At 51.5% G+C, this 14,042-nt stretch carries 12 protein-coding genes and 2 tRNA genes; 4 read left to right on the top strand and 10 right to left on the bottom strand.

Annotation, left to right across the window (positions count from 1 at the left end; all coding sequences use genetic code 11):
- Positions 1–39 precede the first annotated feature (39 nt).
- Together AC4BAN_RS10150 and AC4BAN_RS10145 are read left to right on the top strand one after the other, a co-directional pair.
- Positions 40–112, top strand: a tRNA-Gly gene (locus tag AC4BAN_RS10150).
- 85 nt (positions 113–197) lie between these two features.
- Positions 198–281: transfer RNA gene (locus tag AC4BAN_RS10145), tRNA-Leu, on the top strand.
- Between the two features lie 330 nt (positions 282–611).
- On the opposite strand, the gene rodA is transcribed toward AC4BAN_RS10145, so the two are convergent.
- The 10 genes from rodA to AC4BAN_RS10095 all read right to left on the bottom strand — a co-directional run bounded on the left by rodA (position 612) and on the right by AC4BAN_RS10095 (position 10,624).
- The gene (gene rodA / locus AC4BAN_RS10140) at positions 612–1,934 is read right to left on the bottom strand and encodes a rod shape-determining protein RodA (RefSeq protein WP_490564291.1); all 1,323 of its coding nucleotides are present in this window, start codon (positions 1,932–1,934) and stop codon (positions 612–614) included.
- Positions 1,898–3,724: a penicillin-binding protein 2 gene (mrdA, locus tag AC4BAN_RS10135; protein WP_490564290.1), complete on the bottom strand. Its 1,827-nt coding sequence runs from the start codon at positions 3,722–3,724 to the stop codon at positions 1,898–1,900. The genes rodA and mrdA overlap by 37 nt, the downstream gene beginning before the upstream one ends.
- Positions 3,725–4,252 (bottom strand): hypothetical protein, encoded by a 528-nt coding sequence (locus tag AC4BAN_RS10130; protein ID WP_490564289.1) that lies wholly within the window; start codon positions 4,250–4,252, stop codon positions 3,725–3,727. It lies immediately after the preceding gene.
- Positions 4,242–5,108, bottom strand: a complete 867-nt coding sequence (mreC, locus tag AC4BAN_RS10125; RefSeq protein ID WP_490564288.1) for a rod shape-determining protein MreC — start codon at positions 5,106–5,108, stop codon at positions 4,242–4,244. The genes AC4BAN_RS10130 and mreC overlap by 11 nt, the downstream gene beginning before the upstream one ends.
- A 9-nt stretch (positions 5,109–5,117) precedes the next feature.
- Entirely contained in the window at positions 5,118–6,143 is a 1,026-nt protein-coding gene (locus tag AC4BAN_RS10120; RefSeq protein WP_490564287.1) for a rod shape-determining protein, read from the bottom strand.
- Positions 6,144–6,455: 312 nt separating this feature from the next.
- Positions 6,456–7,979 carry a bifunctional phosphoribosylaminoimidazolecarboxamide formyltransferase/IMP cyclohydrolase gene (purH, locus tag AC4BAN_RS10115; RefSeq protein WP_490564286.1) on the bottom strand — a complete coding sequence of 508 codons (1,524 nt, stop codon included), beginning with the start codon at positions 7,977–7,979 and terminating at the stop codon, positions 6,456–6,458.
- Positions 7,980–8,003: 24 nt separating this feature from the next.
- Positions 8,004–8,597, bottom strand: a complete 594-nt coding sequence (gene purN / locus AC4BAN_RS10110) for a phosphoribosylglycinamide formyltransferase (RefSeq protein WP_490564285.1) — start codon at positions 8,595–8,597, stop codon at positions 8,004–8,006.
- A 74-nt stretch (positions 8,598–8,671) separates the two neighbouring features.
- Complete coding sequence (locus AC4BAN_RS10105) at positions 8,672–9,349, bottom strand: hypothetical protein (protein ID WP_490564284.1); 678 nt, start codon at positions 9,347–9,349, stop codon at positions 8,672–8,674.
- Positions 9,350–9,558: 209 nt separating this feature from the next.
- Positions 9,559–10,065, bottom strand: a complete 507-nt coding sequence (locus AC4BAN_RS10100) for a PaaI family thioesterase (RefSeq protein ID WP_490564283.1) — start codon at positions 10,063–10,065, stop codon at positions 9,559–9,561.
- Positions 10,066–10,168: 103 nt separating this feature from the next.
- Positions 10,169–10,624, bottom strand: coding sequence for a Fur family transcriptional regulator (locus tag AC4BAN_RS10095; protein WP_490564282.1), 456 nt, complete (start codon positions 10,622–10,624; stop codon positions 10,169–10,171).
- 265 nt (positions 10,625–10,889) lie between these two features.
- Between AC4BAN_RS10095 and AC4BAN_RS10090 the strand changes: the two genes are divergently transcribed.
- Both AC4BAN_RS10090 and AC4BAN_RS10085 read left to right on the top strand, forming a co-directional pair.
- Positions 10,890–12,020 carry a T9SS type A sorting domain-containing protein gene (locus tag AC4BAN_RS10090; RefSeq protein WP_490564281.1) on the top strand — a complete coding sequence of 377 codons (1,131 nt, stop codon included), beginning with the start codon at positions 10,890–10,892 and terminating at the stop codon, positions 12,018–12,020.
- Positions 12,021–12,131: 111 nt separating this feature from the next.
- A complete protein-coding gene (locus AC4BAN_RS10085; protein ID WP_490564280.1) occupies positions 12,132–14,018 on the top strand; it encodes a T9SS type A sorting domain-containing protein in 1,887 nt (628 codons plus the stop codon).
- Positions 14,019–14,042: the final 24 nt, after the last annotated feature.

Below are 14,042 nucleotides of genomic sequence, written 5' to 3'. Positions count from 1 at the left end.
GCATCACTAAATCACTACGGCGGTTTGGTTTTATTAAAAGCGGGAGTAGCTCAGTTGGTAGAGCGCGACCTTGCCAAGGTCGAGGCCGCGGGTTCGAATCCCGTCTCCCGCTCAGGCAAAATTTTTAAAAGGAGACGTTGTCTAATAGCAACGTCTTTGTTTTTTGCAAAAACACTTCGGATATCGTTCCGGAGGTTGCCGGGATGGTGGAACTGGTAGACACGCAAGACTTAAAATCTTGTGAGCGCAAGCTCGTGCGGGTTCGATTCCCGCTCCTGGTACTAACAAAAAAAGCCCCTGTAAACTTTGGTTTGCAGGGGCTTTCCGCATTTATAGCTGCTGGTAAGTTAAGGCATCATCGCTTAAGCTGAGAAACTTTTAAGGGAGGATAACTTGTAGCCTTCTCGAAACCAAGACCCCTATAAACAGCGAAGGCTCCCGCCAAGGGAGCCTGCTGATATTTTTGAAAGGTTCATTTAAATGTAAACTCTTCAACTTTTAGCCGTGTTCTTTTACGCAGGCCGTTGATGCAGGGTTGTAAAAACTTAAGAAATAGCGAAATTATTTTTAAGTTTTTTGAAAGAAAAGGCTTTATGCTCTGTAATGGCCGTTTACCGGGACAAATCTTTGGAACGGTTGGCGTCTATAGCGATCAGGATAAAAAGCAGGATAGTAAAGGACCACAGGGAGGAACCCCCATAGCTGAAGAACGGCAAGGGGATGCCCACCACAGGTGCCAGGCCAATGGTCATGCCCACGTTTATCAGGAAGTGGAAGAAGATGATGGAGGCCACGCAGTAGGCGTAGGTGCGCCCAAACACCGAACGCTGCCGTTCAGCTATCTTCACGATCCTGATCAGCAGGAAAATAAAGATACCGATCAGAAGCGTGCTTCCTATCCAGCCATGCTCCTCGCCGATGGTGCAAAAAATAAAGTCGGTGCTTTGCTCGGGTACAAAATCGAACTTGGTTTGGGTGCCTTCCAGGAACCCCTTGCCCATAAACCCGCCCGAGCCAATCGCAATCTTCGACTGGGTCACGTTCCAGCCATAGCCCAGTGGGTCGGCCTCCGGGTTAATAAGCGCCTGTATGCGGTTCTGCTGGTGCGGTTGCAGGATGTCGTTCACAAAGTAATCTACGCTGAAGATCATGGCGACTACAAGCAGGAGCATGGCCACCATGGTCTTGATACGGCGCAGCAAGCGATAATCCAGCCACACTGCCAGCCCCATTAACGCAGTAACGCCAATGATCAGGTAAAGCTTGGGCACAAGCAGGGTTAGGATGAAGATGACGGCGGCAGACCCCCCAATGATCAGGATCAGCGGAGACATGCCCTCCCGGAAAAAAGCAAGTATAAAAGCACTGAACACCAGCGCAGACCCGGTTTCGTTTTGTAGAATGATGATGACGGGGGGAAGGAAGGTGATAGCGGCCAGCACCATCTGGTCCTTGAACTTCTGCTGCCGCAGGTTCACACTTCCGAGATACTTAGAAACGGCAAGCGCGGTAGCGAATTTTGCCAGCTCTGCTGGCTGTAACCGAACGCCCCCGCCCAAATCGAGCCACGACCTGGAGCCGGCAATAGGTTTGGCGATGACCAGCGTGACCAGCAGCAACAGGATAATGCCTCCGTATATCGGCCAGGCCAGGTGCTCGTACACCTTGTAATCCACTACCAGTAAAACCAGGATCAGCAGGAAAGAAGCCCCGATCCACACCAGCTGCTTCCCCGAGTTAATGTCAAAGCTCAGGATGTTCACCACATTGTCAGGGCTGTACACAGCGGCGTAGATATTCATCCAGCCCAAAGCAACGAGCAGAAAATATAAACCGATCGTAACCCAGTCCATGTGTTGGATAACACGGCGCGAGGTGCGACTGCTGCTTGGTAATACTATTTTATCTCCAAGTACTTTCTGCTCAACACCCATTTTTCCATCGGTTTTCTAGACACGGAGTCCGTTAAATACTTCTCTATCATCAGGCCCGCAATCGGAGCAGCTGACTGAGCGCCAAAGCCCGCGTTTTCCACATACACGGCTATGGCTATTTTAGGGTTATCCCGTGGGGCAAACGCTACAAATACGGCATGGTCCTTCCCCTGTGGGTTCTCGGCAGTTCCTGTTTTGCCACACACGGCAATGCCCAGCTTTTCTAAGGAGGCGTTGCGGCCCGTACCCGACGATACCACCTGCGCCATGCCTTCTACCACTGGCTCGTAATGCCTGGCCTCGATAGCGGTAGAATGCTTTTGCTGGTACTCAGCCAGTGGTTTGCCATGCTCGCCAATTGAGCGGATAATGTGCGGCGTTACATAATAGCCCCTGTTAGCAATGGTGGCCATAAAGTTAGCCATTTGAAGGGGGGTAACCCCCAGTTCGCCCTGGCCAATGCTAAGCGAGTAAATGGTGGAGAACTTCCAGCGACTCTCGCCATAGATCTTATCATACATGCCTGCGGAGGCAATGATGCCCTGTTTCTCGTTAGGCAGGTCGATGCCAAGCCTGGTGCCAAAGCCAAAGCTGGTTATCTTCTCACGCCAGTCGGCTAGCCCAATAGAGGTGTCTTTAAAGGTGTTCCCGGATTTCCCCTGGTTCACGACGGCCCTGAAAACCTGGTAAAAATAAGGGTTGCAGGAGGTCTTGATCGCGATCGAAAGATCTGTGGGCGCTTGGTGTGCGTGGGAGCATTTTACAAGGCTCTGGTTGCAGGGGAACCCTGTGTTGGGGGTAATTACGCCTTCCTGCAACGCTACCAGTGCCTGCGCGAGCTTAAAAATAGAGCCCGGCGGGTTGCTGCTCGCCATAATGGGGCGGTTAAACATCGTTTTGTCCGGGTCAGACAGCAGGGCCATGTAATTCTTGCCATAGTCCTTGCCCGTAAACAGATTGGGGTCATAAAAAGGAGAGGAGATATAGGCCAGCACCTCGCCGGTGGCGGGCTCAATGGCGACCACGCTTCCCTTCGCCCCGTTCATCAGGTACTCCCCGTAAGCTTGCAGGTCCAGGTCGATGGTGCTGACCAGGTTCTCGCCAGCCACAGAAAGGGTGTCGTAGGCCCCGTCCTTAAACGAGCCTTTCTCAATCCCGCGCACGTTCACCATTTTATACTTCACGCCGCGTTTGCCCATCAGGTATTTCTCATACTCCATCTCTATGCCGCTTTTGCCGATATAGTCGCCGGGGCGGTAGCCTTGGTACAGGGAGTCTTCGAGTTGTTTCGGGCTTATCTCAGCAATATAGCCTAACGCATGTGCCAGGCTTTGGTGCGGATAGCCGCGTGCGGTACGCGCGTTGATGTAAAAGCCCGGGAAATCGATCAGGTTGTCCTGAATATGGGCAAAATCCTGGGTGGTGAGTTTCTGGTAGAATATAGAGGGCTGCACATACGAGAAGGTGCGGGCCTTTTTCAGGCGCTCCCGAATGTCTTCCACAGGCAATTCCAGCACAGCGCTTAAACGCAGCGTGTCCAGCTGCTTTACCTCTTTGGGTATCACCATCAGGTCATAAACCGGGGTGTTCTGCACCAGCAGTTTGCCGTTTCGGTCGTAGATCAACCCCCTGAAAGGATACTGGATGATGGTTTTGATCGCGTTGGTTTCAGCGGCTTGCTTGTAACTGCTGTCCACGACCTGTATGTAAAAAAGGCGGAGGGCATAGACCAGGCCCACCAATATGAAAATGCCCTGGATGACGTACTTTCTGTTTTCGAGGTATTTCATTTAAACTCTGCGTGCTCTCTTGGGTGAGAAGAACAGTAACTGAAGTATAAGGATGACTAACCCCGTGAATAGTGTGCTCACCAGTATCTTTAAAAGTGTGAAAAGCATATCGTCCAGACTTATCTTTTCAAGGAAAAATACCGCTGTGTGGTGCACCAGTAAGAGTGTGAGGGTATAGGTTAAAAACCATCCCTTGCCCATTACATGAATATTCACCGAGTCATTGATGTCGTAACCATCGCGGGGTGTAAGAAGGTTCAAAAGATGCGGCCTCAAAAATGCCAGCAGCACGCTGGCGGCGGCGTGTATGCCCATGGTATCGTAGAACAGGTCTACCGTAAATCCCACCAGAAATCCCAGAAAAAGCAATAAGAGCCGGTTAATGCCCAGCGGTAGAAACAGCAGGAACGCCACATAAATATAGCAGAAGCCTATGCTGTAAAGCACCAGGTTGTCCATGAGCAGGATCTGCAGTGCCACGAATAGGATAAACTGCAGGATGTTAGATATGCCTATGCTACTCTTCATTTGGGGGGATGCCTGCGTTTTGTTCTAAAACCTCCAGTTCTTGTTTTACCTTGTTCTCTATCACGTACACATAAGAAAGCTGCGCGAAATCCACAGCCAGCTTCACCCGGATGGTGTAAAAGCTCTTGTCCTGCTCCTTCTCAATGGCGCTGATGGTGCCGATCATGATGCCCTCCGGAAATACGGTGTTGTACCCGCTTGTCACCACGGTGTCGCCTTTGGCCGGCTTAATATGCAGGGGTATGTACTCCAGTGAGGCTGTGCGGTAGTCGCCGCCTGCCCATTTAACCGTGCCAAAAGTATTGTTCTTCTTAATCTTGGCCGATATCAGCATCTGGGAATGCAGCAGGGAGGTAGCCGTGGCATAATGCGCTGATACAGTTTTAATGCGCCCCACCACGCCAGCAGGAGAGATCACCCCCATGCCCGGCGCGATGCCATCGGCTGTGCCAATGGCAAGTGTGAGCGTGTTGTTAGACCGCCGGATGGAATTGTTGATAACGCGCCCCGCGTGCAGTACATAAGGGTTTACCCGGAGCGTGTCTGACTGGGCGATAAAAGTGGAATCGAGGGTGCTGGTGCTGTCTATCAGGCTGGCCCGTTTGTAACGCAGCACTTCCTCGCGAAGGGCTGCGTTTTCGCGAGCTAACGTGCCGTTAATGGCTGTCAGCCTGAAATAATCGGTTATATCGCTCTGGAAAACGAGCACGTCGCCCACATATTTGCTGGCCGAATTAAAGAACGCTGCGCCCTGGTACGTGTTGTAACGCACGATCAGGAAAATACACAGCACCTCCAGCAACACAAATACAAGGAACGCCCGGAACCGGTAAAAAAAGGCAAATAGCTCCCGCATGAAGTCCTATTATGTTAGCAGGACGTTCTTGAAACCTTCGATATTCTTGATTGCCGCTCCGGTGCCGCGCACCACCGCCCTGAGGGGATCCTCGGCGATGTGGATCGGAAGCTTTGTTTTCGCGGCCAGGCGCTTGTCCAGGCCACGCAGCATCGCGCCGCCTCCGGTCAGGTGAATGCCATTGTCATAGATGTCGGCAGAAAGCTCCGGCGGGGCAATCTCCAGTGCCTTCAGTACAGCCTCCTCGATCTTAGAAACTGATTTATCCAGGGCAATGGCGATTTCCTGGTAGGTAACTTTGATCACTTTCGGGATACCTGTCATCAGGTCGCGGCCACGGATCTCGTAATCTGCCGGCGGGTTCTCAATCTCAGTCAGCGCGGCGCCTACCTCGATCTTGATCTTCTCAGCAGAGCGCTCCCCGATCAGCAGGTTATGCTGGCGGCGCATGTAATCCAGGATGTCTTTGGTGAACACATCGCCGGCGATACGGATAGACTGGTCGCACACAATGCCGGAGAGCGCGATAACGGCGATCTCGGTGGTGCCACCCCCAATGTCCACGATCATGGAGCCAATGGGCTGCTCCACGTCAATGCCAATACCAATAGCGGCAGCCATAGGCTCCTGTATCATCCATACTTCCTTGGCACCTGCGTGCTGTGCCGAGTCACGCACCGCGCGTTTCTCAACCTCGGTAATTCCCGACGGAATGCAAATAACCATGCGGTGCGAAGGCTGGAACAAACGGCGGCCCGAATCGATCATCTTGATCATGCCCCGGATCATCTCCTCGGCAGCGTGGAAGTCGGCGATCACGCCGTCTTTCAGCGGACGGATCGTCTTGATGTTCTCGTGGGTTTTTTCGTGCATCTGCATGGCATTTCGGCCAATTGCCAGCACTCTTCCCGTTGTCCGGTCTACTGCAATAATCGAGGGTTCGTCTACTACAATCTTATCGTTGTGGATGATCAGGGTATTGGCAGTACCCAGGTCAATCGCTATATCACTTGTCAGAAAATTAAAAAGTCCCATTTTATAGAAGTACAGGCACGTCCAGCCCGGTTATATTTTAAATGTACAATATTTTTAGTCAAAAACTTGCGCCAAAATTAGTGAAATTCAGCGGAATTAATAATGTTACTGGTAAACCAAAGGCATAATTAAATTTTTTATTTGATAGAAGTGGTCCTATCACGATGCAGTTGCACCTCGCAACGCCCCGGGCCGGATTAAATGGGGCGTTGCGAACAGGGTAAGTTCTTGGGGGTACGTGTATAAAAAAATCCCCGGCTAAATTAAATAGCCGGGGATCTCCACATGCTAGGCGTGTTGCCTCAGAAATACCTAGTGCTTAAAATGGCGCACACCTGTCATCACCATGGCCATGCCATGCGCATCGCAGTAGTCAATCGAGTCTTGGTCTTTTATGGAGCCGCCGGGCTGCACCACGGCCTTTATGCCGGCCTTGTCAGCAATCTCCACACAATCCGGGAAAGGGAAGAAGGCGTCGGAGGCCATCACCGTCTGGCTCAGGTCAAAGCCAAAACCTTGGGCTTTTTCTATGGCCTGGCGCAGGGCGTCCACGCGCGAGGTCTGACCTACGCCGCTCGAGAACATCATCTTGTCCGTAGCCAGCACGATGGTGTTTGACTTGGTGTGCTTGCAAACCTTGGCGGCGAAAACAAGCGCCTCTTTCTCCTCGGCAGTGGGTGCGCGCTGCGTTACTGTTTTAAAGTCGCCCGCTGTTTCGGTGGCCAGGTCTTTGTCCTGCTCTATTACCCCGTTTAGCAGCGTCTTGAATTGTTTTTTAGGGAGCTCCACCTCGTTTTGTTTCAGGAGGATACGGTTTTTCTTGGTTTTGAGCAGCGCCAGCGCGTCGGCATCAAAGTCTGGCGCGATCAATACCTCAAAGAAAAGTTTGTTCAGTTCCTGGGCTGCGGGCAGGTCAATCGACCTGTTCGCGATAATTACCCCTCCGAAGGCCGACACCGGATCGGAGGAAAGCGCATTCAGGTAGGCTGTTTTGATATCCTCGCCAGTGGCACATCCGCAGGCGTTGGTGTGCTTGAGAATGGCTACGGTGGGCGCTTCGAACTCGGCGCTCAGAGCCACGGCGGCATCCACGTCTACCAGGTTGTTGTACGAAAGCTGCTTGCCGTTCAGCTGCTCAAAAAGCGCCTCCAGGTTGCCATAAAACGTGCCCTTCTGGTGGGGGTTTTCGCCATAACGCAAAGGCGTGGCCGCTTGTAGGCTCTGCTTAAACACAGGATTCTGGTCGGCGGTGTTCAGGTAGTTAAAAATATGCGTGTCGTAGTGCGAGGACACGTTGAACGCCTTTGTCGCAAAGCGCTTACGATCTTCCAGTTCAGTGGAGCCGTTGTTTTCTTTCAGCAGTTCCACCACTTCATCATACTGCTCCCTGGACGATACGATGAGCACGTCCTTGTAATTTTTCGCAGCCGCCCGGATCAGGGAGATGCCGCCAATGTCAATCTTCTCGATGATGTCTTTCTCAGATGCGCCCGAGGCCACTGTTTCCTCGAAAGGGTAAAGGTCTACCACTACCAGGTCGATGGGGGGGATGGCATATTGCTCCCGCTCCGAAAGGTCGCTCTCGTTATCGCGCCGGTGCAGGATGCCGCCGAATACCTTGGGATGGAGCGTCTTAACACGCCCTCCGAAAATAGAGGGATAGTCTGTTAGGTCCTCTACAGCTACAACATCTGCTCCCTGCTCCTCCAGAAAGGCCTGGGTGCCTCCGGTAGAGTAAATGGTCACGTTGTGCTGTTTCAGGAGTTCTACCAATGGCTCCAGGCGATCTTTGTAGTAAACCGAGATCAGTGCGGATTTAATTTGAACAGGTTGCATGGGCTTGCTTGTATGGATTGAAATTCAGGACAGTTTTTCTTTGCTTAGCAGCTTCTCTACCACCAAGGGCAGGTATTTGTGCTCTAGTTGTAATACGCGTGCGGCCAATTGTTCGGGTGTGTCGCCGGGCATTACCGGGCAACGCTCCTGCAGGATAAATTCCCCTTTGTCGTATTCGGCGTTAATGCGGTGGATGGTGATGCCAGATTGCGCCTCACCGGCCTGTACCACGGCAGCATGTACCTGCCTGCCGTGCATGCCTTTACCGCCATACTTGGGCAAGAGGGCAGGATGTATGTTGATGATGCTGTCGGGAAAGGCCTGCAGGAAATTCTGGGGCACCAGCCACAGAAAACCCGCCAGCACGATCAGGTCGGGGTTAAAGGACTTTACTTTTTCCAGCACCTCGTCAGTCTGGTAAAACGCATCCCTCGAAAACAAAAGAGCCGGGACGTGGTATGTCTCGGCTCTTTTAAGGGCATAGGCTTTCGGGTTGTTGGAGAACAGGGCGGCCACGCGTATTTCAGGGTGGTGCTCGAAGTGCTCCAGCAGGCGCTGGGCATTGCTCCCCGAACCCGAAGCAAAAATGACTATTTTTTTCTTATCTGGTCGTTCCAAAAGTATACTTGCTAGGAAGCTGCAAATATAGCCGGTTTAGCCATAGGAACGAATTTTTTGAGGCTGATATAAAATTACTCCAACGAGGAGGCATAGTCGAGCAGTGCGCGCAGGTCAGTCTCTTCTTTGAAATTCACATCTTTATCCTTTACATACTTTTTGATCGCTGCCTTATGTTTCGGGAAAAGCCTTTGGGCACTGGATCTGCTGGCTGGCAGGTAAAGGTTTTTAGCCGAGAAATAAAACGCGGGCTTCACGGCGTAAATCATACTTTCGTTTTGCTTTAACCTGTTCAGGGTGTTGTCTACGTTCTGGTTGCTGCTAGAGCTCGATGGCGAGGAGGTGCTGGACTCCATGCCCATGGCGCCCACATTCTTGATGTTCGCCAACTCGTATTTCTCCTTGATAAGCAGCCTGCTGTTGTCGTACGCGGCTACCAGCCTAAGCAGGTTCTGATTCTGCTGGTCGTAGTAAAACGTGTCGGCTCCGATGGCAACCAGATAAACATTGAACATCTCCGCCAGGGCAAGGGTGTCTTTTTTGCTGTTGATGAACTCTACCTCGCCGCTTAGCATGTTGTAATTCAGGGTGCCGGGGTGCTTTACGCTGTTGCTGAACACAACCTCGCCCTGCTTGAATTCGGGGTAGTAATAAGCCTCGTTGCGTACGGAGGCGCTAAGCTTGCCCTCGGTTGGCTTTACTTTGATCTTTTCAGGCCGCTGAGCCAGGGCACAGCCTACCGTAAGGCCCATTGTACATACTAACAGGAAACAGTATTTTGCAGGCAACTTTTGCGGATGCATCATAATAAGCCGGGGTTTGGGAGCCAATGTGCAGCTCCTTGAGGAACGATAGATTTATCCGAATGTACGAACTATAGATAAAAGTGTCAAATACCGTGTGGTTTATCGTGAGCATCCGGAAGGCTGGCTGTTGCAGGCTGCAACGCCAGCCAAAATATTTAGCGCAATAACCTGCTCTTTGCCTTCAGAGACCAGGTAAACCTGAACTCAGCCACCTGCTCGTTCTGCTCATCCAACCCTCTGCTGCTGGCCACCACCGTTACGCCCTCGCCGGTGATCTTGGTCTGCTCGGCTGCCTCCTGAATCCTTTTCCCATCCTCACAAATAAAAGTGATCTTGCCCACTGCCTTTTTCGTGAAGTCGGCCTCCATGTGCACCACCAGCATAGAAACAGCAGGATCAGACTTATAAACGTGCATCATACACAGCACACCCGTCGAGAGTTCGGCCGCCATGCTGAGGCAGGCAAAATAAATTGAGCCAAACGGATTCTTGTTGAGGTATTTGTAGGGTATCGTTACCATGGCGCGATCCTCGGCAACGCTCTTCACCCGCAAGTCGGCCATGTAAGCCATCGGAAGCCGGGCAAGCATAAACAAACGAAACTTAGCCGGGGAGGCTACCAGTTTACGAAAAGCAGTTACAGATTTTTTCTGGCGCAGCATAGGATCAAAAAACTTGGTTGCACATTTATACTCGTCCTATCCCTTTATAGTTGACTACAAGTATTTACAGCACGCGTGCAGTAGTTAACGGAAGGCTACCCCTTTAAGTAAGTGCGGTTACGGCGCTGCAATACACGCAAACACCCTGCGCAGAAAAATGCAGGCTTTCCATGTGGTACCCAGCCGGTAAAGCTGTGGCGGGAATGTGTACCTCATCCAGGCAAAACGTCTGGCTGCAGCGGTTGCAGTTAAAATGAATGTGGTTGTCCTGGTGTTGGTGCAGGCTGCAGGCCTCTTTGCATAAGGCGTATTTAAGGGTGCCGTTCACATCGTGGATGCTGTGCGCCAGCCCGTGCGCCTTAAAAGAGTGCAGCGTGCGGTACAGGGTAACCCGGTCATAGTCATCGCCGAGCAGCCGCTCCAGATCAGCATGCGAGAGCGCAAAAGGGTGGTGCAGGAACAGTTCCAGCACATCTGTCCTGCAGGCGGTTTTACGAAGGCCAAATTTTAAAAGGAGTTCGTGCGCCTTCCCCCTAAGTTCTCTGTTGTGCTGTACCATATCGTTTGCAAATATAAGCGCGCAGGTAATTAGTTGGTGATGGCCTGCCCGAAAACTATTGCCCATTCAGCCAGCTTTTTTTGTACTGCTATTTGTAAGCTATACAAAATATAGAAAAATATATGTATTGATTATAAGCCTTTTATAGGTGTTTAACTATATATCGTATTTTTTTTTGTATCAATCTTCCGCTCATGCGTATACAAGCTGATAATGTGATGAACCATCCTAAATAAAAATTATAACTCACTGTAAACTTTTAAGAATGAAAACATATTTACGAATAAGCATTGCTTTACTTCTGGCTATGGTTGTGCACGGGTACGGGTTTGCCCAGTCTGTGTCAACAACGCTTGGCAGCCTGACCAACGTTCGGGCAGGTATCACCGAAGAGTTCACCGTAACCTTACAGGGCGGCAGCAACCAGATGGTTAGGGGGCAGTTTAATTTTACCCCATATCAGGAAGGCGACATTGTACTGCAGTATAAAGCGCCCGGCGAGCAGGAGTACACGACGCTGGCAGGAGGAACGAACGGCATGTTTACGTTTGGCCCCGAGGCAGGATTTGCCTATCCGGCTACTGCCACTGCCTACGATTTCAAGGTATTCTTTAACCAGGCCAATACCTATAACTACACCCTGAACATGGTTACGACAGAGGCCACCCCACAAACTGTGGCAACCACATCCGGGTCTGTTGCTGTAACGCAGCCTACACAGTTCCCTACCATTGACGGGACGCTGGATATTGTGGCTCAGGAGAAAGAAATCGTAGTTGACCAAGCAGAAGTATGGCAGGTATTCGTCACGGCCAATGATTTTGCCGGGGTTAAGGGGAACATCCAGATTGTACTGACTGATCCGGCGCAGCGCGACAACATCACGTTGCAGTATAACGCCAACAGAGCAGCCACAACAGGCGATGAAGTAGACTTTCAGACTTTGACCTTTACCGAGGGCGGCGTGGCCACCATCGGCCCTGCAGATGGCGAGACCCTTGCAGCAGCCGGCATCAGCCAACTCATGAGAATCAGCTTTGCACAAGCAGGCACTTACGCCTACACACTTCGCTTTGTAAGAGCCGGCGATGCTACCGTGCTTGCCTCTGTCGCAGAGTCTGTGACTGTAGCAACTACAACGGGCATAGATGACATGATGGGTGACACCCGCATCAGTGTATACCCGACCATTGCCTCTGGCTCTGTTAGAGTAGATCTGGGTGATGTGCGCAACGCTTCAATTGCGGTTTCAGATATGTTAGGCAGAGTGGTACTACAGCTGAATAACGCAACAGGTACGGTGCAGGTAAACACAACAAAATTTGCCAAAGGCACCTACTTCGTTAAAATTGTAAAAGGAAATGAAGTGGCCGGTAGTCGCTTTATCGTAAAATAATTTATGCCTTACTTATTGATAAAAAAGCCTGCAGAGAAGTCTGTGGGTTTTTTTATGGCAGTTATCCCTCAATAGCATTCATCTTGTTTTAATACTTTAAATCCTTATTCAATGAAAACACCTTTACGTATCCTATCCATCCTGTTAATGATCGCCGGCATTTTAACCCACGCATCCGCATGGGCCGCCCCGGCAACTATTTCCTCCACGCTGCCATCCCAATCGCCTGTAAAAGCGAATGTGCTGATCCCGTTTGGTGTGGTGCTGAACCAGGGCGATGTGCCTGCCGGGACAAACGGCAAGATCGTGTTTCAGCTGACAGGCGACAAAGTGGCCTCGCAGGCCATGCGCTTAACCCTGGAGTATACTTTAGACGGAGCAACATGGGTAAACGTACCGGTGAGCACAGCGGGCACCGCTGTTGTCACCGGTATCGGTATTGCTGACCAAACCATTGCCTTCCGGGCGCTTTTCTCTGAGGTAGGCACCTTTGCCTATACATTAAAGTTGCTTAACGCCGCCAACGACGAGGTGGTGGCGATGGCGGATGAAACCGTTGTGGTAAACTTTGCGGAGCCAACCGTAAATACCACCCTCGATGCTTACCCATTCCTCATCCAGGGAAAGGAGAACCTGTTCCACCCTATCGTAAAGGCTGGCGAGCGCGAAGGTGAACTCGTGAACCTGAAAATTGTGCTGACTGATCCGGCACAGGCCCAGAATCTGCAGCTTGCCCGTTCAACCAATGCCGAAGGAACCGAGTTCGAAGCCCTTCCTTTCAATGCCCAGGGAGTGATCGTGCTGGGGCCGGAGGTCGGTTATCCGCTGGCTGATGCCGGCACGGTTGGCGAGAACCTGTTTAAAGCCGTTTTTTCGGCCCCTGGCGTTTATAACTATACTTTCATGCTGGTGCGGCCCGATGGCACCATCCTGGCTGAGGTCAACGAAACGGTAACTGTTTCTGAAACAGCTATTGGTTCTACGCTCAACACAAAACAAGGCATCAGAACCACGGTGCCGGTAGCGTTTAGCGTGTCCGCGTCTTCGGCGGTGCTGGCGCCCGAAACACTAGTGCGTGGACGACTGACTTTAGCAGATGCTACCCAGGCCAGCCAGGTGAAGCTGGAACTGCAGGACGAGAACGGGGTGTACCAGGCGCTGGCCATTGGCAGCGACGGCGTGGTGGCTTTCGGTCCTGAAGCAGGCATTGCGCTTTCTGCTTTTAATAACCTGATGTTCCGGGTTACTTTCAGCGCGCCGGGCACCTATCATTATACATTGGGTTTAGTAAAACTGGACGGAAACGAAGTAGTGGCAACCAAGAACGAGAACGTCATGGTAACCGAATTTCAGAGCGCAGCGATCAGCTCTACCTTGGACAACAAAGAAAATGTGGTAAAAGATGAGCCAAGCGCGTTTACTGTTTCAGCAACTGTTGGCGATGTGGCCCCTGAAACCATGGTGCTGGTGCGCTTAACGCTGGCCGACCCTACCCAGGCAGGTAACATCACCCTGGAGGCACTTAATGCCCAGGGTACCTACAGCACAGTATCTGTCGGCGCTGATGGCGTGGCGCTTCTAAGTCCGGAGACGGGCATTGCGCTGAGCAGTGCAAACAATATGGGGCTGCGGGCAACGTTTCATGCAGCCGGCGTTTACAACTATACCCTGCACCTGGTAGAGGTAGGCAACAACCAGGTACTGGCCAGCAAAAGCGAGCGCGTGGAGGCACTTGCACCAACCGCAATCAGCAAAGGCTTTCAAGCAGGCAGCTATGCCGTGTATCCTACAGCAACCACGGGCACGGTTAACGTAGATGTGGCAGGTGCCAGAAGCGCCAACATTACGGTACTAGATATGATGGGCCGTACGGTGCTTGCCAGGCAAAATGTAAACGGCCTGGTGCGCATCGATTTACAGCATGTTGCCAAGGGCACCTATGTGATTAAAATACAGGATGGCAACCATGTAAACACCCAGCGTGTGATCGTGCAGTAAACGTAATGGAATACTATAAAAAAA

The organism is Pontibacter sp. GD13 (assembly GCF_058216355.1).
This window is presented reverse-complemented; position numbering and strand designations above follow the sequence as displayed.

What these genes read in the sequence shown, in the direction of transcription:
- rodA (WP_490564291.1), bottom strand. Translation starts at nt 1,934, where the DNA reads ATGGGTGTTGAGCAGAAAGTACTTGGAGATAAAATAGTATTACCAAGC.
- AC4BAN_RS10105 (WP_490564284.1), bottom strand. Translation starts at nt 9,349, where the DNA reads ATGGGCCTTACGGTAGGCTGTGCCCTGGCTCAGCGGCCTGAAAAGATC.
- AC4BAN_RS10090 (WP_490564281.1), top strand. Translation starts at nt 10,890, where the DNA reads ATGAAAACATATTTACGAATAAGCATTGCTTTACTTCTGGCTATGGTT.
- AC4BAN_RS10120 (WP_490564287.1), bottom strand. Translation starts at nt 6,143, where the DNA reads ATGGGACTTTTTAATTTTCTGACAAGTGATATAGCGATTGACCTGGGT.
- purH (WP_490564286.1), bottom strand. Translation starts at nt 7,979, where the DNA reads ATGCAACCTGTTCAAATTAAATCCGCACTGATCTCGGTTTACTACAAA.
- AC4BAN_RS10095 (WP_490564282.1), bottom strand. Translation starts at nt 10,624, where the DNA reads ATGGTACAGCACAACAGAGAACTTAGGGGGAAGGCGCACGAACTCCTT.
- AC4BAN_RS10100 (WP_490564283.1), bottom strand. Translation starts at nt 10,065, where the DNA reads ATGCTGCGCCAGAAAAAATCTGTAACTGCTTTTCGTAAACTGGTAGCC.
- mrdA (WP_490564290.1), bottom strand. Translation starts at nt 3,724, where the DNA reads ATGAAATACCTCGAAAACAGAAAGTACGTCATCCAGGGCATTTTCATA.
- AC4BAN_RS10130 (WP_490564289.1), bottom strand. Translation starts at nt 4,252, where the DNA reads ATGAAGAGTAGCATAGGCATATCTAACATCCTGCAGTTTATCCTATTC.
- AC4BAN_RS10085 (WP_490564280.1), top strand. Translation starts at nt 12,132, where the DNA reads ATGAAAACACCTTTACGTATCCTATCCATCCTGTTAATGATCGCCGGC.
- mreC (WP_490564288.1), bottom strand. Translation starts at nt 5,108, where the DNA reads ATGCGGGAGCTATTTGCCTTTTTTTACCGGTTCCGGGCGTTCCTTGTA.